Origin of the sequence: Pseudomonas sp. KSR10, from assembly GCF_022355455.1 — a bacterium.
Classification (GTDB): domain Bacteria; phylum Pseudomonadota; class Gammaproteobacteria; order Pseudomonadales; family Pseudomonadaceae; genus Stutzerimonas; species Stutzerimonas stutzeri_E.
The window spans coordinates 25,517-48,359 of sequence record NZ_JAKOEN010000015.1; the positions used below are offsets into that span (position 1 = coordinate 25,517).

Below are 22,843 nucleotides of genomic sequence, written 5' to 3' on the forward strand. Positions count from 1 at the left end.
AGAGCGGTGGAAGTCGCTTATTGTTTTTGTTGTTGCCCGCGTACTGCGCTACGGGCGGCTCGCGAGCATTACAACGCCGGTAGTGTGCGGGCGACAAAGCCCTGACTACACTTCGAACAATACTTTTTTGCACTGAGTTTGAGCGTTCTTGTTGCCTGGATAGACTCAAGATTGAGTCGCGCCAGCGGCTCAAGCGCGAGGGTTTTCCGAGTTCGGTCGGGGGCCTTCGAACGAGTCGGAGCGCGGGTGCACGATGGGTGGCAGCGGCCGGATGCGTATCAGCTGGCCAGGTTCTGCTCGGTGAGGCGCTGCTCGACCAGACGGCGATAGCACGACGGCGTCATGCCTTTTAGCTGCTGGAAGCGGCGATTGAAGTTGGACAGGTTGTTGAAGCCCGACTCGAAGCAGACGTCGGTGACCGGCTTGTCCTGATCCAACAGTAGCTCGCAGGACTTACTGATGCGCAGGCTGTTGACGAATTCGACGTAGCACCGGCCGGTCGCGCGCTTGAAGAAGCGCGAAAAGTAGGTGGGCCTCATACCGAGGTGGCTGGCCACCTCTTCAAGCGGCAGTTCGCGCATGTAGTTATCGAAGATGTAATTGACCGCCATGTTGGTGCGGTCGGCATGGTGTTCGTCGCTCAGTTGTGCCGACGTCGCGCCGGACAGCAGCTGATAGTCGTCACAGCGGGCGAGCAGTTCGAGCATGATCAGAAAGTAGCCGAGGCGGGTGGCGCCGCGGCTGTCAGCGATCTGCTGCATCAGCTGGCGCGCCTGGGTGATGGTCTGCGGGCAGCGGAACTCGATCCCGTAGCGAGAGCGTTCGAGCATCGGTGTGAAGCCGCGCAGCTCGGAGAAAACGTTATGGCCTGCCTCGAACAGCTCATCGGTGAAATTGACCAGCATGTCGCGCTTGGTCACCACTTCGCCTTCCTCGACCTGGCTGATCCAGTTGTGTGGCAGGTGCGGGCCGGTCAGAAACAGGCTGTCCGGAGCGAAGTTGCCAACGTAGTCGCCGACGAAGACCTTGCCGGAGCTGGCGACGATCAGGTGCAGTTCGTATTCCTTGTGGTTGTGCCAGCGCACCAGCGGGCAGGGGAAACCATGTTCACGGTAGATCAGCGAGTTGCCGTGGTGGTCATCCATCAGCTCATAGGATGGGTCGGTGATCTTCAGCGCTTTCATGCAGGTTCCGTCGTCCTAAAAAGTCCTCTGGGTTTATAGACGTTCGTGAAGCTACGGCCAACCGGTCAGATGATTTCGTATCGGTAAGGCAGCTCGGGACCACGTCTGGAGCAGGTGATCGATGCCGCCTGCATCGCGAAACTCAACATCGCTTCCAACTGACCAGGCTCTATGTCCGCCAATGCGCCTGGGGAATTCAGGCCCTGCTCGTGGAGGTAGCTCAGCAACGCCGCTTGAAAGGTATCGCCGGCACCCACGGTGTCGCGCACCGTGACGGTTCTGGCCGCCGCATACAGCGCGCCATGACGCCGACTGAACAGCTGCGCGCCTGCGCCACCGCGGGTCAGCAGCACCAACTCGCAGCTTCCTTGCAGCCACCGCTGGGCGATAACGTCAGGTGCTTCGCCGGGATAAAGCAGCGCCAGATCTTCATCGCTAACCTTGATCAGGTGTGCGTGCTCGGCAAAGGCCTCGACCCGCTCGCGCCAGCGCAGCACGTCCGGTTCGACATTGAGGCGGATATTCGGGTCCAGGGAAATCAGACGATTGCTGCTTTCGCGGCGTACCAGCGCCAGCAAAGTGTCGGCGATCGGCGCGGTCACCAGCGAATAGGAGCCGACATGAATGCCACGGATATCCTCGCCAAGCGAGGCGAGATGCTCATCGCGTGGTAAGCGGTCGGCGCAGCCTTCGCCACGGAAACTGTAGACCGGCACGCCGCCGGCCCCGAGTGCGACCATCGCGAGGGTGGTGGGCGCATCGAAAGCCGCCAGATAACGGCAATCAACACCTTCCTCTTCGAGCACCTGGCGCAGCTGCTGGCCCAGGTGATCGCTGGATATGCCGGTGAACAGTGCGCAGGGCGTTCCCAACCTGGCCAGCCCGACGGCAACGTTGAAGGGAGACCCGCCGGCGACCGCCTCTAGATTCAAGCGGTTGTTACGAGTGCCCGAGGGCGTCGCAAATACGTCGAACAGGGCTTCGCCACAGACCAGGTACATAGGATATTTCCGATGCCGTAAATCCCCAGAGCTTAGTCGCGGTACGTGCCGTGTGACAGTACGACACAGGCTTTCCACCAATACGATTTTGCACTGGTGGTTGGCGGTTCAGTACACCCACACTTCGACCCGCCGGTTCTTGATGCGGCCGCTCTCACTGTTCGACGCCACCGGAAGTTGTTCGCCTAACCCGTTGATATCCCTTACGAGTATGCCTCCACGGGAAAGCTCGCGACGGACCGCCATCGCCCGCAGTTTGGACAGAAGAGCGGTGCGTGTCGGGTCGCCTTTCGCGTCACCGAAGCCCACCAGCACCGCTGCGTTCATTATTTTGTCCGTGCCTCGCAGATAATCGATCAGGCGACCGATATCGCGCTGAGCCTTGTTGTCCAGGCGCGCACTGCCTTCGTCGAAGCGAAAGTTGACGGTCAGTCGCTGCGCTGTATTGGCCAGGGCCTGGTAGGGCGGAGGCATGTCCGTCTGCGCTGGCAGTTTGATCGCGGTAATCGCCTGTGCGATGTAGCCGGATTGCGCAACGATGGCTTGGCCAGCGGCGCTGTGGACGAAGTCGAGGTAGGCGCGGGTCCACTCCGACTGCCGACCCGGATCGGCATAGAAGAACAGGCGACGCGACAATGGATAATCTTCGGTTGCGACCAGCGCCGTGGAGGGCAACATCGGCTGTGAGTTGCCGTCGGCTATCGCCAGAGCTTTTGAACGACCGACCGAGGCGAGACCGACAAATCCGATTGCGCCGGGACGGGTGCTGACCGTGTTCGACAGTTGGTCGTTGGACTCGTAGCGTGCGGCACTTCCGGCCAGCGTCTTGCTCTGCCTGGCAAGCACCAACTCCTTGAAGGTGTCATAGGTACCGGACTGATCATCGCGTGCATGCAGTTCGACTGCTAGATTGTCGCCGCCCAGCTCGCGCCAGTTGCGGACCTCGCCGGCAAAAAGCCTGGCGACCTGCTCGACGCTGAGTGAAGCGATCCGGTTGCCCGGGTGAACGATGATCGCCAGTCCATCGATGGCGATGATCTGCTCGGCCTCTGCACCACGTATATTGCCCAGCGTGGCAAGGCTATCGAATTCACTGTCCTTGATCGGTCGTGAGGCGGCCGCGAGATCGGCGGAGCCGTCCTTCAGCCCGGCGAATCCGGTTCCTGTCCCGTGGGCCGCAACCAGCGCGTGGACTGTACGACCGGAATCGTCGGTGCCACTGACGCGCTGCTCGTTCTCGCGCCCAGCCGGAGCAATCCGTACGGCCGTCAGCCCCTGCGCTTCGAAGAACCCGGCGATCAACATCGGGGCGAGCTTCGCGCCGACGGTGTTCGACCCTTGTATGCGCAAGACCGGACTGTCGTTCACAGGCGGCGCCGGCATGGCAGCTTCGCTCGCTGACATCGGCCCGATGCTGAGCAGGCCGAGAAACGCTAAGCGCAGCACCCGTTTCCCTGTAGTGCGTGCGGACGCAGAAAATGCCATGCAGCGACTCCCTTTCAAAGAAGCGGGGAGATTAAGAAGCTTTGTTTGCCGTTATGTGACGGCCGGTCGCGAACTTGCCGATATGAGCAATGCTTGGCAGTTTCAGTCGCCCGACTCGATGCACCGTGCATCGAGTCCAGTCAAGGCTGTCACTTCAGTTCGATCCAGACCGGGCAATGGTCGGAAGGTTTCTCCATGCCGCGGATGTCGTAATCGACGCCACAATCAATGACGCGCTCATGCAGGCCGGTGGTCGTCAGAATCAGGTCGATACGCAGTCCTCGGCGGGGATCGTCCTCGAACCCACGGCTGCGGTAGTCGAACCAGCTGAAACGATCGGCAACCTCGGGATTGAGCGTACGGAAGCTGTCCTGCAGGCCCCAGTTCTTCAGGCGTGCCAGCCATTCGCGCTCTTCCGGCAGGAAGCTGCACTTGCCTGTGCGCAGCCAGCGCTTGGCGTTCACTTCACCGATGCCGATGTCGCAATCTTCCGGCGAAATATTGAAGTCGCCCATCACGGCAACTGACTGATCGGGAGTGAAACGCTCTTCCAGCAATGCTTGCAGGTCCGCGTAGAACTTGGTTTTGGCGGGAAACTTAGTGGGATGGATGCGGCTTTCTCCCTGCGGAAAATAGCCGTTCATGACAGTGACCGGTTGGCCATCGCCATCGGCGAAGCGACCCCAGATGAAGCGCTTCTGCGACTCCTCGCCATCGCCAGGAAAGCCCTTATGGATTTCCAGAGGCGCGTTGCGAGAGAGCAACGCGACGCCGTAGTGCCCTTTCTGACCGTGAAAGTGGACGTGATAGCCGAGGGCTTCGATCTCGGCCTGGGGGAACTGCTCATCGGCCACCTTTGTTTCCTGCAAGCCGATAACGTCCGGCCGATGCTTGTCGATCAGTGCAGCCAGTTGGTGAGGTCTTGCGCGTAACCCATTGATATTGAAGGATACAATTTTCATTTGGTTCAGGCCCCGGCAAAACCGAGATTCTAATCGTTTCGAGCGGCCCGCTGCGAGCCGTATCAGTAGAGCCGGCTATAAACACGCCTAGATGCAGCACGGCAGCGATGCCGGTGCTAACGTGAGTTCAGGCTCTACAACAATAAAGATCAAAGAGAACCGCCATGCCGATTCCCGCGGAAGTACGAATGCTGGACAGTGGTTACGCCAGGGAAGCTCGCTCGCTCCTGTACAACGCCTATCGACACGAACCCACCTTTGCGTACCTGTTCGAGTCCGATCGGCCGGGCTACGACCAACGAGTGCGCGCAACGGTACGTGAGTTGGTGAATCAACACCTTCTACAGGACCAGCCTTCGCTAGGTTTGCTGGTAGACGATCGGCTGATCGCCGTCGCGCTGATCGCGCCGCCGCAGCGGCGCCTCGACATCACCGAAAGCTGGGCATGGCGCATGCGTATGTTGTTGACTGCCGGCTTTCGCTGCACCCGACGCTATCTCGATTACCACGCCGCGGTGCTGGGCTGCCTGCCGCCGGGCACCCTCCATGTATTACCGATGATGGCCGTCCACCCGCAGTATCAAGGGCAACACTATGGCGAGCAGCTTCTCGAGGCATTGCACAACTGGTGCGCCGCCGACACCACCTCGCAGGGATTGGTGATCGATACCGGGAATCCTCGTTACCTGCACTTTTACGAACGGCAGGGCTATCAAGAGCTTGGCCAGGTGGCCATCGGGCCGGTGGTCGAACATGTGTTTTTCCATCCAGCGCCGCGTCAGGTTGAAGCCAATAGCGGTTGACCGCGAATTTTGCTGGCCGTCCAAAGTCCAACTGATGGATGTCCGATGAAGTTTTCCAATGCCCTGCCTGACGCTGTACGTGCCGTGCCATACGCCTCGATGCCAACCCCGAGCTTCGGCGCGCGTCGTGCTAGCATCGCTCGCCATGCGCTTATTCTCCATGAGTCGAATCCTTCCGACCGGCTTTGCCCTGTTCGTTTCTACCGGTCTCTGCGCCGCGGAGCTCGACGTCAGCGTCGAGCCCTCGAACCGTGCACTGCGTGAAAACGTCGAAAGCTACATTGGCGATCTGGGCGATCGTAACGAGGCGGAACTGCTGCGTTATAGCCGCATCGCCCAGGAGCAGGCGGAAAAAGCACTCCAGGCCCTGGGGTATTACAGCGGCAAGATCGAATCTCAGGTCAGTGGTGGCGAGAACCCGCAGCTGAGGTTACGTATCCAGCCCGGCGAGCCGGTTCGACTGCGCAGCATCACCGTACGTGTGGACGGGCCGGCCGCCGATTTGCGCACCTTCCGCGTGCCTCGCAAAACGCTCAAGAGCGGGGAGGTGCTCAACCATGGCCAGTACGAGGAGGTGAAGCAGCAGATCCTCAACCAGGCTTCACGCTACGGTTTCTTCGATGGCCGCTTCAAAACCCAGCGCCTTGCCATCGATCCCGCTGTGAACGCCGCCGACGTCGAACTGGTATTCGAGAGCGGCCCACGCTACCTGTTGGGCGATGTGCGCTTCGAGGGAGATTCTCCCTTTGATCCGGATCTGCTGGCCCGCATGGTGCCATTCGAAGCCGGTACGCCTTACGACTCGGAACTGGTCGCTGATTTGAATCAGGCGATGCAATCCAGTGGTTACTTCGAAGGGGTGCGAGTCGATGCCAATCCGGCCAACGCCGAGCAACGGCGCATTCCTGTTGCGGTACAGCTGACCACGCGCGACCCCAGAACACTTGGGCTCGGGCTTGGATTTTCCACCGATGTGGGCCCACGCATGCGTCTGGATTTTCTGCGTCATTGGGTCAATCCGCAGGGTCATAGCTACGGGCTCGAAACGGAACTCTCGGCGCCGCGGCAAAATATCGGACTCTGGTACGACGTGCCGCTGGATCCGCCGCTGACCGACAAGTTGCGCTATGCCGCCGGTTATCAGTTCGAAGAGCTGGCCGACAGGGATAGCCAGAGTCGGCTGCTGACGGTCGGCCCCGAGTGGCACCGTAAACTGCCCAGCGGGTGGAAGCGGGTCTGGGCACTGAAATGGCGACACGAACAGTACGAGCTCGGGGACGATTCTGGCGTCAGCACGCTGCTGATGCCGGGCGTTGCCTACAGTTATTTGCGCAGCGACAACCGCATCGATCCCAGCCGCGGCTACCGTCTGGAATTCGAGTTGGCCGCGGCCAAGGAGGGGCTGCTGTCCGATGCGGATCTGATCCATGCGAACACGACGGTCAAGGGTTTGATCACCCTCGCCGAACGCCATCGTTTCTTGGGCCGTGTTCAGGTCGGCGGAAACTGGACCAACGAATACACCAAGGTACCGCCATCGCTGCGCTATTTCGCCGGTGGGGATCAGAGCGTACGTGGCTATGACTATCAGAGCTTGTCGCCGACCAACTCCGATGGCGACAAGATTGGCGGGCGCTACCAGTTGGCGGTCAGTGCCGAATACCAGTACTCGCTGACGGACAAGTGGCGGGTCGCGACCTTCGTCGACCAGGGCAACGCGTTCAACTCCTTGGAGCTGCCATCGCTGAAAAGCAGCGTCGGGCTCGGCGTTCGCTGGGTTTCGCCGGTCGGGCCGATCCGCGTCGATCTGGCGCACCCACTCGATGACGAGGGGGGCGTGCGGCTGCATTTTTCCATGGGGCCGGAACTTTGAAGTCTACGGCACGAGTCATTCGTTGGGCGCTGTTGGGTCTTCTGGCCTTGCTGCTCCTGACTCTGCTGGCCGTAGTCCTGGTGCTTGGCACCAGTGTGGGCAGTCGGTGGGCCTTGAGCCAGGTCCCCGGAGTGCAGGTCGAGCAGTTTCGCGGGCGCCTTGGTGGCGATTGGCAGGCGCAGCGGCTGACCTGGGAGCAGGACGGCAGCCGCGTCGAGGTGCAGTCGCCGCGAATGGCATGGTCACCGCTATGCCTGCTCCGCATGACGCTGTGCGTCGAGGAGCTGGTCGTCGGCGATATTGATCTGCGGTTCCCACCGACGCAGGAGGATGCTGCGCCCAGTGAGCCGTTCAGCCTGCCCGACATCAAGTTGCCGCTGCGATTGCGAGTCGAACGGATCGAGATCGGCAGGCTTCGGTTGAATGATGTCGAGCAGTTGCAGCGCCTGCAGCTGCGCGCGGATTGGCGTCAGGACGGCCTGGATATCCAGGCGCTGCAGCTGCGCCGCGAAGACCTCTCGCTGGACATGGCTGGTCGCCTGCAACCGAGCGGCGACTGGCCGCTGGAACTGGCCGGCGATGCAGCGGTGCGCTCGCCCGATGGGCAACCCTGGGCGCTGAAGATTGCGCTGGATGGCGAATTGCGCGAGCACCTGATGCTGGACGTCGAAAGCCAGGGCTATCTCGACGGCACGCTCGGAGGTTGGATACGTCCCTTGGAGTCGGATTTGCCGGCGAATCTGCTGCTGACGGTGGAGCGCTTCAAAGCCGCGGAAGAGCTCCCCGATGCGCTGCGTCTGGACACGCTTGACCTGACCGTTGCTGGCGATCTGCAGCGTGGCTATCGGCTGGTCGGCGAGGGGAGTTTGCAAGGCGAGGGCGGTGCGGTCGGCATCGCCCTGAATGCGCTGGTCGACAAGATCCATGCGCAGGTCGAAGCGTTACAGCTTGAGGCCGGCGAGGGGCAACGGCTCAGCTTGAGTGGCCAGGCGGACTGGCAGGAAGGACTGCAGGGGGAGGGTGAGCTGGCCTGGCGCGACTTCCCATGGCGTCGGTTGTATCCGGACATGGAAGAGCCCCCCGTGACACTTCGCACGCTCAATGCGCAGCTGCAATACGACAGGGGCAACTACCTGGGCAACTTCGATGCAGCGCTGACCGGCCCGTCGGGCGATTTCACCTTGCGAAGTCCTATCAGCGGCGATCTCGAAGAGGTGCATCTGCCGCAGCTCGAATTGCGTGCCGGACAGGGCCGAGCCGACGGGAATCTCAGCGTGGGCTTCGCCAACGGTGTCGATTGGAACACCACGTTGGATCTCAGCGAGTTCGATCCGTCGTATTGGGTTACGGAACTGCCGGGACGGTTGAAAGGCACGCTCAGCAGCCGCGGCGCAATGCGTGATGAACAGCTGCAGGCCGAGGCTCGTCTTGATCTGGACGGTACGTTGCGCCAGCAACCGCTGAATCTTCAGCTGGAGGCGAGCGGGCAGGGTGCCACCTGGGACGTTCCCCGTATGGACTTGCGCCTCGGCGACAACCGGATCCAGGGTAACGGGCGCTGGGCTGAAACCTTGCAGGCAAGCCTCGAGCTGGATTTGCCGCGTTTGGCGCAGCTTTGGCCTGATCTCCAAGGCCAGCTCGCCGGCAACCTCAGCCTGGCGGGCACGCCGGCCGCCCCCCAGGGCGAGCTGACGCTTGATGGCCGCCAAATCGCGTTCCAGGACAATCGCTTGGATCGTCTGCAACTGGCCGCGAACCTCAAGGAAGGCGAGCGCGGCCAACTGCAACTCACCGCCACGGGGTTGCAGGCGGGGGATACCGATCTGGGGCAGCTGCACATAAATGCCGAGGGGACTCGTCCGGCGCATCAGGTCAGTCTGAGCCTGCAAGGGCCGCTGCTCGATTTGTCCTTGGGGCTGGATGGCGGATTGCGTGGAGAGGATTGGCGAGGGCGCCTGCTGCGAGCCGAACTGAATGCTAAGGGACAGCAGTGGACACTTGAGCAGCCGGCCACCCTGCAGCGCTTGGCCAGCGGTCGGGTGACCTTGGGCGCACATTGCTGGGGATCGGGTCCGGCCACGCTCTGTGCCGAGGATCAGCGGCTAATGCCCGATCCGCAACTGCGTTACCGGCTGCGTGATTTTCCACTGGAATCACTGGCCGCTTACCTGCCCGACAATCTGCTCTGGCAAGGGGAGGTCAATGCCGACCTGTCGTTGGACCTGCCGAATGCGGGTCCCAGCGGGAACGTTCGAGTCGATGCGGGGCCCGGCACCTTGCGTATGCGCGACGGCGAACAGTGGTTGGACTTTCCTTATACAACCCTGGCACTGAACAGCGAGCTTACGCCGCGGCAAGTCGACAGCCGCTTGCGCTTCGAGGGTGGGGAACTCGGCGAGCTCGACGTGCAACTGCGGGTCGATCCGAGTACCGAGGCCAAGGCCATCTCCGGCTCGTTCCGTCTGAGCCGTTTCGATCTTTCCGTAGCCAGGCCCTTCGTGGCTCAAGTCGAGCGATTGAGCGGACAGCTGAACGGCAATGGCGAGTTATCCGGCAGCTTGCAACAGCCGCAGGTCAACGGTGAGCTGAGACTGAGCGACGCGGAGATTGCCGGCAGCGAGCTGCCCGTCAGTTTCGAGCAGCTTCAGGTACGGGCCACCATCGAGGGTGAGCGCTCGCGAGTCGATGGCGACTGGCGCAGCGGTGAGCAGGGGCGAGGGGAGATTGCCGGCACCCTGGATTGGGGCGATGCGCTGGATCTGGATCTACGCGTGAGGGGCAGCCGGCTGCCGGTGATCGTCGAGCCTTACGCCGAGCTCGAGGTCGAGCCGGATCTGCGTCTTGAGCTGGCCGGTGATCAATTGGCGGTGAGCGGCAAGGTGCGCGTACCGCGCGGTGATATCACCGTGCGCGAGTTGCCACCTTCGACCGTTCGGGTTTCCGAAGACGCCGTGATCATCGGTGCGGATACCGAAGAAGCCCAGGCACCGATGGCCATTCGCATGGATATCGATGTCGAAGTGGGCGAGGACCGCTTGCGATTCAAAGGCTTTGGTCTCACGGCCGATTTAGCGGGCTATGTACACATCGGCGACAACCTAGACACACGCGGCGAGCTCAATCTCAACAATGGTCGATATCGTGCTTACGGCCAGCGCCTGACCATTCGCCGTGCTCAGCTGTTGTTCACGGGTGTGCTGACGCAACCATTCCTGAATATCGAGGCCATACGACGGATCGAGTCGGACAACGTCATCGCCGGTTTACGCATAACCGGTAGCGCCGAACAACCGAGGGTCGACGTGTTCGCCGAGCCGGCGATGAGCCAGGAGCAGGCGCTGTCGTATCTGGTGCTCGGACGGCCTTTGGGCACCGATGAGGGTGAAAACAACATGTTGGCGCAGGCGGCGCTAGGGCTTGGTCTGGCGGGTAGCTCGTCGATTACCGGCAATGTTGCCCAGCGTCTGGGCATTCAGGATTTCCAGCTCGACACTGAAGGTCGTGGCACGGAAACCAGCGTCGTCGCCAGCGGTCGTCTTACCGATCGATTGACGCTTCGTTACGGTGTTGGGGTGTTCGAATCGGCCAACACCGTTGCCCTGCGCTATCAATTGACCAAGCGGATATTTCTCGAGGCTGCGAGCGGGCTGGCCAGTTCGCTCGACCTCTTCTATCGACGCAACTTCTAGCCGCTCATGCAGCGATACCGCCTGCAAAAAAAACGCACCGAATTCGCTGGCGGCATCGCAGCGCTGAGCTACGCTGGTGAGCTTACGTAACCGGCAATCAGGGCTCCGCTCATTCGGTGACCTGCGAGTCGCTCAAGGCTGCGAAAAGCACCTGTCAACGGTGTCGCGCCAAGCACTCGTGGTGATGGTAGGATCGCTCGGTCGCTCCTCGCATGACGGCTGACGCAAGGCTCTAGCATGAGTTTTGCAGGTTGCCGGTAGTACCCAGCACATTGAAGTCGGGGTCATTACCGAGTCGCTTCGGCAGGGGATGGAAATGTGGCGTGTGCGCTGCATTTGTATTTCGCTCCGGCGCGGGCCGCTCGGGCAAGGATGTCTAACATAATTAATAAGGGTGCCTTGAATGGAATTCCTGCAAAACCTGGTCAACAACATTAACGGTCTCGTCTGGGGACCACCCATGCTGGTGCTGATCCTCGGTACCGGTCTCTTCCTTATGGTGATGCTCAAGTTCGTGCCGCTGGCGCATATTGGCACCGGCTTCGCATTGATCTGGCGCGGGCGCGTAAAAGGCGACGAGGAGACGGGTGAGATCAGCCCATTCCAGGCGCTGATGACCTGTCTGGCCGCCACCGTCGGCACTGGAAACATCGCCGGTGTAGCCACGGCGATCTTTCTCGGCGGCCCGGGTGCGCTGTTTTGGATGTGGTGTACCGCGCTGGTCGGCATGGCCACCAAGTACTGCGAAGTCGTTCTGGCGGTCCATTACCGCGAGAAGGATGACCGTGGCGAGCATGTCGGCGGGCCGATGTATGCCATCAAGAACGGTCTGGGCAAGCGCTGGTTGTGGCTCGGCAGCGCCTTCGCCATTTTCGGTGGTCTGGCTGGGTTCGGTATCGGCAACATGGTGCAGGTGAACAGCATGGCACTTGCGCTCGAGGCCACATTCTCCGTACCTCTGTGGGTCACCGGTCTGGTTGCCATGCTGTTCGTGGGCTTGGTGATCCTGGGCGGTATCAAGCGCATAGGCGCTGTGGCAGCGGCGCTGGTGCCGTTCATGTGTGTGGCTTACATCATCGCTGGCATCACGGTGCTGGTGGTGCACGCCTCGGAAATTCCTGCTGCATTCGACCTGATCTTCACCCACGCGTTCTCGCCTATCGCGGCCACAGGCGGCTTTGCCGGCGCGGCGGTCATGGCAGCGATTCGTTTCGGTGTCGCGCGGGGTATCTTCTCCAATGAGGCAGGCCTCGGCACTGCCGGCATCGCTCAGGCCGCCGGTACCACCAGAAGCTCGGTACGCTCAGGCATGATCGGGATGATGGGCACATTCATCGATACTCTGATCATCTGCACCATCACGGGTCTGGCGATTATCTGCTCCGGTGTCTGGACCGGAGGCGAAAGCGGTGCTGCACTCTCCGCCGCAGCCTTTGAATCAGCCATGCCGGGAGTTGGCGGGGCGCTACTGACCGTCGCACTGGTGGTGTTTGCTTTCACCACGGTTCTTGGCTGGAGCTACTACGGCGAGAAATGCTGGGAGTTCCTGGTCGGCACCAAGGCGATCTGGCCGTTCCGTATCATCTGGGTGCTGGCAGTGCCGTTCGGTGCGATCGCGCAGCTGGATTTCGCCTGGCTACTGGCCGACACCCTCAACGGCCTGATGGCGATTCCCAACCTGGTTGCGCTGCTGCTACTGAGCCCGGTAGTGGTCAAGCTGACCAAGGAATATTTCGCCCGTAATCAGGCTGCGTGATCAATCCAGGCCGCGAGTGTTCTTCTCGCGGCCCATTCCAACTAGGAGTTCACATGACTGAAGTAACCCTCAGGGGCAACCCGATCCAGGTGGCCGGCGTTTTTCCGCAGGCGGGTCAGAAGGCTAAGCCGTTCAGCCTGGTCGGTGGCGACCTGGCTGATGTCACGCTGAGCAGCTTTGCTGGCAAGCGCAAGGTGCTGAACATCTTTCCGAGCATCGATACGCCGACGTGCGCCACCTCGGTACGCAAGTTCAACGCTCAGGCCAACGAGCTGGCCAATACCGTTGTGCTGTGCATCTCTGCGGACCTGCCGTTCGCGCAGAAGCGATTTTGCGGGGCAGAAGGACTGGAGAACGTAGTCAACCTGTCGACTATGCGCGGTCGGGAATTTCTCGAGGATTATGGCGTGTTGATCGCCACTGGCCCGCTTGCTGGTGTAAGCGCGCGGGCCGTCGTCGTGCTGGACGAGCAGGACCAGGTGCTGCACAGCGAATTGGTCGCCGAGATCGGTACCGAACCGAATTATGAAGCGGCTATTGCGGCCCTCAAGTAATTACGATCGATAGGAAGCGGTGCAACGCCGCTTCTTTTTCTTCCCGAATCTGGCGACAAAAATCTAGCCCGCACACCCTTTTCGCTTGCCATTAATCAATTGGCTGAATCGTGCTGCTAACGCTTAGCTTGAGCTATCAAGCGCTCTGCAGACGCAACGGCGTCACGCGATGGCGTTAGGCCAGATTTTTTATTTTGCTACAAAATCTTTTCGTGCCGCTGCGGTCAGAGCATTCGTTGCCTATTGAATGGATTCGCCCCTATGTCTACCTCGCATATCAAAAAGAAGATCGGTGTATCCGGCACAGGAATGATTGCCCATTGCTTTATCCGGCTGATCAAGCAGCACTACCAGGATCTGGAAATTTCCGGTGTGCTGACTCGCCGCCCGCTGAATTCCTTCAGCGACTTTCCCCTGACCGAACGGCTCACGAACTCCATCGATCAATTGATCGATGACGCCGATCTGATCGTCGAATGCAGCGGTGATGTCTTTCATGGCACCGAGGTCATCGAGCGCGCGTTCGAGGCCGGCTTGCCGGTAGTGACGGTCAATGCAGAGCTGCAGGTCACCACGGGCTCTTATCTGGCCGGTAAGGGTTTTATCACCGAAGCTGAGGGCGACCAGCCCGGCTCGCTGGCGGCGCTGCATGAAGAAGCCCTGATGATGGGCTTCAAGCCGTTGGTGTACGGCAACATGAAGGGTTACCTGAACCACGATCCGTCGCTCGAAGACATGACGTACTGGTCGAAACACCAGGGTATCAGCATCGATCAGACCACTTCTTTCACCGACGGCACCAAGGTGCAGATCGAGCAAGTGATCGTTGGAAACGGTTTGGGCGCGACCATTACTCAGCAGGGGCTAGAAGGGCTGGCATCGACCAATCTGACCGAAACAGGGAATTTGCTTGGCATGATGGCTGAGCGCCTCGGTCAGCCATTCGTCGATTACGTCATTCCCTCTGGGTATCCAGCCGGCGGCGTATTCCTGGTCTGTCGGCATGACGACAGCCAGCAGGCCGCTATCGAGTATTTCAAGCTCGGTCCCGGTCCTTATTACACGTTGGTGCGTCCGTTCCACCTGTGTTCATTGGAAGTGGGCAAGACCGTGCGTCGCGTACTCAACGGAGGTGGCGTGCTGCTGAATAATTCCACCGCGCCGACCTTGGGTGTAGGTGCCATTGCCAAACGGGCCATGCGCCCTGGTGAGCTCATTGAGCGCGGCATCGGTGGCTTCCAGTTCCGTGGTGAGGCGCTCAAGCTCGATCAGAATCCAAATCACGTTCCGATCGGCCTGCTGCGCAAGACAGCACTCAAGCGTGCGGTTGAACCCGGTCAGTTGATTACGTTCGACGACGTTGACCTCCTGCCGAGCCGCGCGCTGGATATCGTCATGCAGCAACGTGCGGAGCGTGCTGCTAAGGTCACGCAGACGCCACCAGCAAGCCTGCAGCCCGTTGGAATGATTGCGATAGGCGGCTGAGAGACCAGTCGATAAAAAAGAGCGATACGCTGTTTGGTGTCGCTCCATGCTGCGCGACCATCGCCCGGGGCGCTGCGCAGGATGGTGTCGGCGTAGTGGGCGTTGCGACGAGACCAGGCGCCTGGCGTGAGAGGGTGACGTGCTTGGCGTCGCCGGACCATAACATCACTCAGCATGGCCGTTCTCGAACCACGCAACAGTTCGACGCTCATCGCCACGCTGTTAAACCAAGCGTACGTATGGGCGTTGACCTTCCGATAAGCCTCGATCCCGGATATTTTCCCGTGCACCGTGGGAGCATGGCAAGGGGCCGCATGCACGCGGTTTGCTCCTCGGCCCAGGAAGCAATCGGATGCAAACCGGACCCGGTCAGGCGTGGCCGGTCAGGTTCCAATAGGCCTCTGTGCAATTGGCACGGCTTCCCTTCGGCTTAATTACTAATTCGACGCGACGAACCGGCGCACTCTTTTGCCTTGGACTATGCTGCAAGGGCCTCGGTTAATTCCCAAGTAAACGTCGCCGGATGTATATGGAAGGATTATCAGTACTACCTTTCACCATCGGTAACCTCCAGTGTGCCGTACCGCTTGAGAACGTCGTGAAGGTCTTGCCTGCGCTTCTCAATACACCGCTACCGGGGGCTCCAGAGTCAGTCTGTGGGCTGGTCAACTTGCGTGGACAAGTTCTGCCGGTTATCGATCTGTCTGGGCGCTTCGGCTTGCATCCGGCCCAGCAATCCCTCTGGCAACCCTTGATCTGGCTCAAAACCAGCCGGCGCGAACTGCTGCTGTCAGCCGAGTCGGTTGCGGTAGTCCTCGCTTGCGAACCTGAATCGTTCTTTCCGGCGCCCGACCCTAGAGTGCCCTCCAATCTGCTGCACGGCGTGGTACGAAGCGCGACGGGCATGTTGCTAATCCAGGATGTCGAACAGCTGCTGTCGGCCGCCGATGAACAGCGTTTGGCCGAGGCGATGGCCCAGGCTACCGAGGCCGGCAATGAGAGTGTCTGACTTGCAATGCTCACCACGTCTGCTCGACGCCTTGGCTCACAAGGTGCACCAGCACCTGGGCATGGACTTCTCGGGAGAGCGACGAAGCGATCTCTTGCGCCGCCTGCTCAGGCTGGCACGGGAACAACGCTTGCCGGATACCGAGCACTGGTTGGAGGCGCTGGCTTTCGCCGACTGGAACGCGTCCCAGATCCAGGCTCTGGTCCCGGCATTTTCCGTCGGCGAAACCTATTTCAGGCGCGACTCGGAAGCGTTCGGTTGGCTGGCGCGAAATCACCTGAAGCCGTTGCTGGCGCGACGCAGGAGAGAAGGACAACGCTATTTGCGGCTCTGGAGCGCGGCATGTTGCACGGGTGAGGAAGCTTATGGCCTTTTGTTCCTGATCGATGAACTCCTCGGCACTGAGCGTCGCAGTTGGGATGTGGAGTTGTTGGCCACCGATATCAATGAGGATTTCCTGACGCATGCACGGCGTGGCGTATATGGCCGCAATGCTTTCCGCGGCAATGACGATGCGTTCCGTCGGCGTTATTTCCAGGCGGAGGGTTCCCGCTGGCGAGTGCGCTCTGATTGGTTGGATCGTATTCGCTTCGTCCGTTTCAATCTGACGGATGCTCGGCAACCGAGCCCGATGCCAAGCGCCGATCTGGTTCTCTGTCGCAACGTGTTGATGTATTTCTCACCTGCGCGTGCCAGCGCTGCGTTGCATCGTCTGCTCGCCAGCCTGGAACCGAACGGGGTGCTGTTGCTGAGCTCGGTCGAGGCCGGCATCGCGACCCAGGCCGGGCTGAAGGGGTGCATGGCAGCCAGCAACTATGCGTTGACTCTGCCGGGTTCGATAGGTGCGAAGGAATTATGCGTGCCTCGGCCAGTTGCGTCGCCGGCCCAGTTGCTCTGGCCTGGGGGCGATCATGCGGCCGCTGCCCCAGCAGAACCTGCGGCTTTGTCGAGAACCGCTCCGAGACGAGTCACGACGCCTGAAAACGAACCCCGAGTGATCGAGACGGATCCAGCGGTCTTTTGGGCACAGGCGCAGCAAGCCCTGGCTCAGGGACAGTCGGAGGTGGCGCGAGAATCCTTGCATGCCTATCTGGGTTGTCCTGGGCTGAGCCCGGGGCAGCAGCATGAGACTTGCTTGTTGCTGGCCAGGAGCTGGGCCGACGAGCTGCGGATCGAACCAGCCAGATGCTACCTCGAGCGTGCGCTCGCCCTCGATGCAGCCTCAACGTCTGCCTATTGGTTATCGGCATTACTGGAACAGCAGGCCGGTAACACCCGTGGAGCGCTATCCGCCTTGCAAAAGGCGCTCTATCTGGAGCCGGATTTCATTCTTGGCTATTTCCTCCAGGCCCGTCTGCTCCGTAGCGATGACCAGGCGCAAGCCAGCAGCAAATCCCTTCAGGTGTGCCGGCAGCTGTTGAGCGAGCAAGCCGAGGACGCTCCAGTGCCTCGCGCCGACGGCATGAGCTGCGCTCAGTTGTTGCGCCTTTGCGATCAGATAGTGACGAGAGACCAGCCATGGCCGAATCGTTGAATAAGGATGGCCATTGGGCCGAAATACACCTGCGTTTGGCGGAATTAGGCCAACGTCTAGACACAGGCTTCAAGCCCGATGCCGCGACGCTCGAGGCGCGATTGCGTGAGCGGACGCAGAAGTGGGCGGCCATGCCAGAGGCGGAACAGGAGGGTGGCTGGATCGAGACGCTGACGTTCAGCCTGAGCGGCGAGACTTACGCAGTAGAAAGCGAGCACGTAAGCCTAGTGATGCCTCTGTCGCAATATACGCCGCTGCCCGGCACCCCGCCTCATGTGCTGGGAATCGTCAATGTGCGTGGCCGTATCGTCTCGGTACTTGATCTACGCGTGCTGTTCGATCTCCCGATTGGAGGACTGTCCGACAAGAATTTTCTGGTCGTCATGCAAGGGCCGGAGATGGAGTTCGGGCTATTGATCGACCGCGTGCTGGGGGTCAAACAGATTCAAACGGCGGCCCTGCAACAGGAGGTCGCCAACCTGTCGGGCATTCGCTCGGCGTATCTGCTCGGCGTCACGGCCGATCAATGGACGGTTCTCGACGGCGCCCGGATGCTGGGCGATCCGGCTATGCGCGTCATCATCGAATAAGGAAAAGAAGTATGAGGCAAGCCTTGCGGTTCAGCATCGGCAGCAAACTGGTGATCATTTTCGCCATTTTCATCTTGGGGTTTGGCTCGCTCCTGTTCACCACCCAGGCGCGCTTCGCCAAGTTGCAAGAACAGGAGGAGGAGCAGTTCCAGCGTCACTATCAGCGCGTTTCCCTGGTGAACCAGTTGCGTGCCAATCTCGCTGATTTACGCGGAGACCTTCTGCTGGCGTTGAACGCCAGTATGCAGGGCAGCCAGACCGGCTCGAGTGGACTGGAGGAATCGATCAGGAAGGGCAGTGAGGACAACGATCGAATTGTCAGACAGCTGCAATCCGATTCGACCAATGACATCGAAGTTATCCGTATCGTTGATCGAATAGTGGAATTACGTACCGCGCTGGTGGAGGTGCGAAATCAACAACTGCAATTGATGAGAGACGGCCGTCCCGAAGTGGCGGTGCAACTACAGACGAGGGAGCAGGCCGAACGGCTCGAGCGAATCAATAAGCTTGGCGCGGAGCTCACCCGTCTGACCGATCGTCGTATCAGCGAGTCTTTCGCCGTGTCGCAGCAGCAACTCGAGGCGACACGCACCAGCACGTTTCAGCTATGCCTGATGCTGGTGCTCATCAGCGGCGTGCTGGCGTGGTTGCTCAGTCGCCATATTTCCAAGCCGTTGGCCTGGCTGACGGGGCTCGCTGAGCAGATCGGGCGCGGCGACATCCCCCGCTCGGTCCCCACCAGCTCGCGTCAGGATGAGGTGGGCAGCCTGGCTAAGGCCTTTGCCGACATGAGTCTGTACCTTCGAGAAATGGTGCAGGAAATCAACGAAGGAGTCTCGGTGCTGGCCAGTTCCAGCGAGGAGATTCTCGCGGCTACCAGCCAGGCGGCTTCGAGCACCCAGGAAACCGCCACGGCCATCAGCGAAATCGCCACCACGGTAGAGGAAGTCAAACAGACCGCCGTACTGGCCAGCACCAAGTCGAAAACCGTGACCGAAAGCGCTGAGCGTACCCGGTTGGTCGCCCAGAGCGGCTTTCAGGCAGTGGACGAAGCGCTCAAGGGGATGCAGCAAATCCGCGAGCAGATGCAGGCCGTCGGTGAAAGCATTATGCGACTGGGCGATCAGACCCAAGCCATCGGCGAAATTGTCGCGACGGTAGGCGACCTTGCCGAACAATCGAATCTGCTCGGCGTGAATGCCTCCATCGAGGCCGTGAAGGCGGGGGAGGCGGGCAAGGGTTTCTCGGTAGTGGCGCAGGAGGTCAAGGCGCTGGCAGATCAGTCCAAGCAGGCCACCGCGCAGGTGCGCGGCATTCTCGGCGATATCCAGAAAGCGATGACGAAGGCGGTAATGCTGGCCGAGCAAGGCAGCAAGGCGGTCGAGACTGGTTATGAGCGAGCTCGCGTGAGCGGCGAGTCGATTCGCACGTTGAGCAGCAGTATCGAGGAGTCCAGCGACGTGGCCTTGCAGATCGCCGCCACCAGCCAGCAGCAGATGGCCGGGATGGACCAGATCTCCAGCGCCATGGATTACATCCGCCAGGCAAGCCAGGACAATGTCGGCGGTACGCGACAGGTCGATGTGGCAGCGCGCAATCTGCACGAGGTGGGGTTGAAGCTCAAGACCCTGACCAGTCGCTTCAGGTTGTAACGGCCATGAGCCTGGATCGTGAAGCGCTACAGCGACGATTGCTGGAAGGCTTTCGAACGGAGGCGCGTGAGCGCTTGATGGTGCTTGCCGATCGGCTCGCGGACTGGCGCGAAGGTTTCACTGATCCACAATCCGTTGAGTCACTGTTTCGTGAAGTGCATAGCCTCAAAGGCGCCGCCCGCTCGGTTGGGCTCAGACCCATCGAGCAGATCTGTCATGCCTGGGAGACGCTGCTGGGCGCAGTGCGCAAGGGCGAGCTCGAGCTGACTCCTGAACGGGTAGATATCTGTCGGCAGGCACTGGCTGCCGTACAGAAGCTCGAGGCGGGTACTCCCCTGGATCGAGGCGAGCAACGGCAACTGATCGAGCAGCTCGAGTCCGCGTCGCGTGGCGAAGCGGTGGAGTCCAGAGGAGAGAGGCCCGCGGCGGCGCCTCCTGCTGAATCGAATATGGTCAGGGTGTCCACGGATAATCTTGACGCGTTGCTGTACCACGGCGAAACCCTGTTGCAACACAAGCTCGAGGCCGTGGCGTTGGCTCAGCATCTGCGCGAGCATTCGCGGGGTTTCGACTCCCAGCGTGGCAGGGCGCTTCTTGCCGGCAGTCCGGGCTGGAAACAACTGCGCGAGGAGCTGGAAACACTGCCGCTGGGTAGCCGTGATTTGCTTAAGGGGGTGCTTGATCAGTTGGATTGGAGTCAGGCGCAACTGGATCGACTTCATTTCGAGGCGATGAATCTCGAGAAGGCCAGCCGCCAACTTGCCGCTGGGCTGTCACAGCTGTCGGATAGCCATGCCGCGGAGTTGCTCGCTGTGCTTTTGCTGCCCGCCGGTAATCTGGTACAGGGTATCCCGGCGATGGTGCAGGACCTGGCGAGCGGAGCAGGCAAGCGCGTCGATCTGCAGATCCGTGGTACGGAACTGCAGATCGACAAGCGTATTCTCGATGAGCTGCGAACGCCGTTGACTCATCTGTTGCGCAACGCCATCGACCATGGGTTGGAAAGCCCGTCTCAGCGTGAAGCTCTTGGCAAATCGCCGGTAGGGCGACTGCAGATCGAGCTGAGCCAGGAGTCGGCGGATCGTTTCCGATTGAGCGTGCGCGACGATGGCCGAGGAATCGATATCCACCAGCTGAAGGCGCGAGCGCTGGAGACCGGCCTGTTGAGCGAAGAGCAGGTCGCGCAAATGACCATGGAAGAGACCTACAAGCTGGTGTTTGCGTCCGGCCTTTCAACCAGCGCGATGATTACCGAACTGTCCGGACGCGGCTTGGGCATGGCCATCGTCCAGGAAGCGGTCGAGCGCATCGGTGGACGCATCGAGACCGAGTCGAGCCTTGGAGAGGGCACCTGCTTCGAATTGAACCTCCCGTTAAGCCTGTCTACCTTCAGGGCGGTCATCGTGCGCAATGCCGAGCGCACCTTCGCAATTCCAGCACTGGCGGTCGAGCGCTGTTTGCGGCTGCCTCATGACGCCATACGGACCATGGAAAACCGCCCCTCGCTGGCATGGGAGGGAAGGGTCTTGCCGGTCTGGGCTTTGGCTGATGTGCTCGGGCTCGACAGATTGGAGCCGCACGTCGACGAGCTTACGCTGCTATTGCTGCAGGTGCGGGGTGAGCGCTTCGTCCTGCTGATAGATGAGCTGCTCGGCGACCAGGAGATCACGGTCAAGAGCCTAGGGCTGCAATTGCGACGGGTACGCAACCTGATGGGTGCGACCGTACTCGGCGACGGCCGACTGGTGCCGATCCTGCACCCTGTCGATCTGTACCAGAGCGCGTTGTCGACGAACGCCAGCACCCTGGCGAGACCTGCAGGCGAGCCGGCTGGTACTACCGTCCAGCGATTGCTCATCGCCGAAGACTCCTTTACCTCGCGCGGCCTGCTCAAGACGATTCTCGAAGCCGCGGGTTATCAGGTCGCCACGGCCAACGACGGCCTTGAAGCATGGAACGCGCTGAAACAGGAGCCCTTCGATTTGTTGATATCCGATGTCGAAATGCCCCGCATGGACGGTTTCATGCTGGCCGACCGCGTCCGGGCCGATCCGAACCTGGCGCGGCTTCCGATCGTGTTGGTCACCGCGCTTGAGTCTGACGAGGACCGCGCCCGAGGGCTGGAAGCGGGAGCGAATGCGTACTTGGTGAAAAGCGGTTTCGCCCAGGACAGCCTGCTCGACGCCATCCGGCGGCTAATCTGACTGAGGATCAAAAATGCGGGTACTCGTTGTTGATGATTCTGAGGTTGTTCGCATGCTTCTCCAGGCCGTTCTGGAAAGCACTGGTGCTGAAGTGCGGTTGGCCGAGTCGGGTGAGCAGGCGCTCGAAATGCTTGAAAGCTATACGCCCGATATCGTCACCATGGACATCCACATGCCCGGCATCGACGGTTATACGACCATCTCCCGCATCCTCAAGCGGCACGCGTTGCCCGTGGTGGTGCTCACCGCTAGCGCCAATGCGGCGGATTCAACGACCGCCATGAAGGGGTTGGAGGTTGGTGCATTGGCGGTGCTGGAGAAGCCCGCCGGCCCGGACGCGTCGGATTTCGATCAGCATATTGATGAGTTGCTACGAACCTTGCGGGTCATGTCGCAGGTGAAGGTCGTCCGGCGGCAGCGGTTGGTAACGGAGCGGATCCGCGCGGCGCCAACTCTGCAGATAGACCGGGTCGTATCGCAGGTACCCAGGCTCGTGGCGGTTGCCGCTTCTGCTGGTGGGCCCGCGGCACTCAAGATCTTGTTGCAGCGTTTGCAACCTGGCCAACCTTGGACGTTAATACTGGTACAGCACATCGCGCCCGGATTTCTGACCAGCTTCTGTCAATGGTTACAAAGCATCACGTCAATGCCGGTGGAAATTGGCTGTGACGGTCAATTGCTACAGCGCGGCAGGCTTTATTTATCCCCGGACGGATATCAGATCGGCATCACCGCCGATTGTCATTTGCGGCTGGAAGCCTGTCGGCCCGAGCAGGCGTTCTGCCCATCGGCTGATTACCTGTTTCACTCCATCGCCAGGACACTGGGCAGACAGGCGATCGGGGTTCAACTGTCGGGAATGGGGCGTGATGGTGCTGCCGGGCTGGCGGAGTTGAAACGCAACGGAGCGCTCACCTTCGTTCAGGAACCGAGCGACGCGATAATCGATTCGATGCCGCGTGCTGCGATCGATCTGCAGGCGGCCTGCGAGGTCATGTCTGCGCAAGGGATTGCCGAAATGCTCAATACGATTGCGATGCAAGCGACATCGTAAAAGGA

General features: G+C 60.6%; 16 protein-coding genes. 12 read left to right on the forward strand and 4 right to left on the reverse strand.

Annotation, left to right across the window (positions count from 1 at the left end; translation table 11 throughout):
• Window positions 1–278 precede the first annotated feature (278 nt).
• The 4 genes from MCB86_RS05960 to xthA all read right to left on the reverse strand — a co-directional run bounded on the left by MCB86_RS05960 (window position 279) and on the right by xthA (window position 4,632).
• A complete protein-coding gene (locus MCB86_RS05960) occupies window positions 279–1,184 on the reverse strand; it encodes a helix-turn-helix domain-containing protein (protein WP_239610298.1) in 906 nt (301 codons plus the stop codon).
• Between the two features lie 65 nt (window positions 1,185–1,249).
• On the reverse strand, window positions 1,250–2,185 hold the full coding sequence (locus tag MCB86_RS05965) for a carbohydrate kinase (protein WP_239610299.1): 936 nt from the start codon (window positions 2,183–2,185) through the stop codon (window positions 1,250–1,252).
• Between the two features lie 108 nt (window positions 2,186–2,293).
• On the reverse strand, window positions 2,294–3,589 hold the full coding sequence (locus MCB86_RS05970) for a substrate-binding domain-containing protein (protein ID WP_239610424.1): 1,296 nt from the start codon (window positions 3,587–3,589) through the stop codon (window positions 2,294–2,296).
• 230 nt (window positions 3,590–3,819) lie between these two features.
• Window positions 3,820–4,632, reverse strand: a complete 813-nt coding sequence (gene xthA, locus MCB86_RS05975; RefSeq protein WP_239610300.1) for an exodeoxyribonuclease III — start codon at window positions 4,630–4,632, stop codon at window positions 3,820–3,822.
• Between the two features lie 164 nt (window positions 4,633–4,796).
• On the opposite strand from xthA, the gene MCB86_RS05980 reads away from it, so the two are divergent.
• The 12 genes from MCB86_RS05980 to MCB86_RS06035 all read left to right on the forward strand — a co-directional run bounded on the left by MCB86_RS05980 (window position 4,797) and on the right by MCB86_RS06035 (window position 22,838).
• Window positions 4,797–5,435: a GNAT family N-acetyltransferase gene (locus MCB86_RS05980; protein WP_239610301.1), complete on the forward strand. Its 639-nt coding sequence runs from the start codon at window positions 4,797–4,799 to the stop codon at window positions 5,433–5,435.
• A 160-nt stretch (window positions 5,436–5,595) separates the two neighbouring features.
• Window positions 5,596–7,308 carry an autotransporter assembly complex family protein gene (locus tag MCB86_RS05985; protein WP_239610302.1) on the forward strand — a complete coding sequence of 571 codons (1,713 nt, stop codon included), beginning with the start codon at window positions 5,596–5,598 and terminating at the stop codon, window positions 7,306–7,308.
• Between the two features lie 32 nt (window positions 7,309–7,340).
• Window positions 7,341–10,997, forward strand: a complete 3,657-nt coding sequence (locus MCB86_RS05990) for a translocation/assembly module TamB domain-containing protein (RefSeq protein ID WP_239610425.1) — start codon at window positions 7,341–7,343, stop codon at window positions 10,995–10,997.
• Between the two features lie 403 nt (window positions 10,998–11,400).
• Window positions 11,401–12,753: a sodium:alanine symporter family protein gene (locus MCB86_RS05995; RefSeq protein WP_239610303.1), complete on the forward strand. Its 1,353-nt coding sequence runs from the start codon at window positions 11,401–11,403 to the stop codon at window positions 12,751–12,753.
• Window positions 12,754–12,806: 53 nt separating this feature from the next.
• A complete protein-coding gene (gene tpx, locus MCB86_RS06000; RefSeq protein WP_045162391.1) occupies window positions 12,807–13,307 on the forward strand; it encodes a thiol peroxidase in 501 nt (166 codons plus the stop codon).
• Window positions 13,308–13,616: 309 nt separating this feature from the next.
• A complete protein-coding gene (locus MCB86_RS06005) occupies window positions 13,617–14,792 on the forward strand; it encodes an NAD(P)-dependent oxidoreductase (protein WP_239610426.1) in 1,176 nt (391 codons plus the stop codon).
• 529 nt (window positions 14,793–15,321) lie between these two features.
• Window positions 15,322–15,801 carry a chemotaxis protein CheW gene (locus tag MCB86_RS06010; protein ID WP_275589439.1) on the forward strand — a complete coding sequence of 160 codons (480 nt, stop codon included), beginning with the start codon at window positions 15,322–15,324 and terminating at the stop codon, window positions 15,799–15,801.
• Complete coding sequence (locus tag MCB86_RS06015) at window positions 15,788–17,335, forward strand: CheR family methyltransferase (RefSeq protein ID WP_239610305.1); 1,548 nt, start codon at window positions 15,788–15,790, stop codon at window positions 17,333–17,335. The genes MCB86_RS06010 and MCB86_RS06015 overlap by 14 nt, the downstream gene beginning before the upstream one ends.
• The gene (locus MCB86_RS06020) at window positions 17,320–17,925 is read left to right on the forward strand and encodes a chemotaxis protein CheW (protein ID WP_045162388.1); all 606 of its coding nucleotides are present in this window, start codon (window positions 17,320–17,322) and stop codon (window positions 17,923–17,925) included. Before MCB86_RS06015 ends, MCB86_RS06020 begins: the two co-directional genes overlap by 16 nt.
• A gap of 11 nt (window positions 17,926–17,936) precedes the next feature.
• Window positions 17,937–19,580 (forward strand): methyl-accepting chemotaxis protein, encoded by a 1,644-nt coding sequence (locus MCB86_RS06025; RefSeq protein ID WP_239610306.1) that lies wholly within the window; start codon window positions 17,937–17,939, stop codon window positions 19,578–19,580.
• Between the two features lie 5 nt (window positions 19,581–19,585).
• Entirely contained in the window at window positions 19,586–21,784 is a 2,199-nt protein-coding gene (locus MCB86_RS06030; protein ID WP_239610307.1) for a response regulator, read from the forward strand.
• A 13-nt stretch (window positions 21,785–21,797) separates the two neighbouring features.
• A complete protein-coding gene (locus MCB86_RS06035; RefSeq protein ID WP_239610308.1) occupies window positions 21,798–22,838 on the forward strand; it encodes a chemotaxis protein CheB in 1,041 nt (346 codons plus the stop codon).
• Window positions 22,839–22,843 lie beyond the last annotated feature (5 nt).

What these genes read in the sequence shown, in the direction of transcription:
- MCB86_RS05960 (WP_239610298.1), bottom strand. Translation starts at nt 1,184, where the DNA reads ATGAAAGCGCTGAAGATCACCGACCCATCCTATGAGCTGATGGATGAC.
- xthA (WP_239610300.1), bottom strand. Translation starts at nt 4,632, where the DNA reads ATGAAAATTGTATCCTTCAATATCAATGGGTTACGCGCAAGACCTCAC.
- MCB86_RS06010 (WP_275589439.1), top strand. Translation starts at nt 15,322, where the DNA reads ATGGAAGGATTATCAGTACTACCTTTCACCATCGGTAACCTCCAGTGT.
- tpx (WP_045162391.1), top strand. Translation starts at nt 12,807, where the DNA reads ATGACTGAAGTAACCCTCAGGGGCAACCCGATCCAGGTGGCCGGCGTT.
- MCB86_RS06035 (WP_239610308.1), top strand. Translation starts at nt 21,798, where the DNA reads ATGCGGGTACTCGTTGTTGATGATTCTGAGGTTGTTCGCATGCTTCTC.
- MCB86_RS05995 (WP_239610303.1), top strand. Translation starts at nt 11,401, where the DNA reads ATGGAATTCCTGCAAAACCTGGTCAACAACATTAACGGTCTCGTCTGG.
- MCB86_RS06005 (WP_239610426.1), top strand. Translation starts at nt 13,617, where the DNA reads ATGATTGCCCATTGCTTTATCCGGCTGATCAAGCAGCACTACCAGGAT.
- MCB86_RS05970 (WP_239610424.1), bottom strand. Translation starts at nt 3,589, where the DNA reads ATGTCAGCGAGCGAAGCTGCCATGCCGGCGCCGCCTGTGAACGACAGT.
- MCB86_RS05980 (WP_239610301.1), top strand. Translation starts at nt 4,797, where the DNA reads ATGCCGATTCCCGCGGAAGTACGAATGCTGGACAGTGGTTACGCCAGG.
- MCB86_RS06030 (WP_239610307.1), top strand. Translation starts at nt 19,586, where the DNA reads ATGAGCCTGGATCGTGAAGCGCTACAGCGACGATTGCTGGAAGGCTTT.
- MCB86_RS05985 (WP_239610302.1), top strand. Translation starts at nt 5,596, where the DNA reads ATGAGTCGAATCCTTCCGACCGGCTTTGCCCTGTTCGTTTCTACCGGT.
- MCB86_RS06025 (WP_239610306.1), top strand. Translation starts at nt 17,937, where the DNA reads ATGAGGCAAGCCTTGCGGTTCAGCATCGGCAGCAAACTGGTGATCATT.
- MCB86_RS05965 (WP_239610299.1), bottom strand. Translation starts at nt 2,185, where the DNA reads ATGTACCTGGTCTGTGGCGAAGCCCTGTTCGACGTATTTGCGACGCCC.
- MCB86_RS06015 (WP_239610305.1), top strand. Translation starts at nt 15,788, where the DNA reads ATGAGAGTGTCTGACTTGCAATGCTCACCACGTCTGCTCGACGCCTTG.
- MCB86_RS06020 (WP_045162388.1), top strand. Translation starts at nt 17,320, where the DNA reads ATGGCCGAATCGTTGAATAAGGATGGCCATTGGGCCGAAATACACCTG.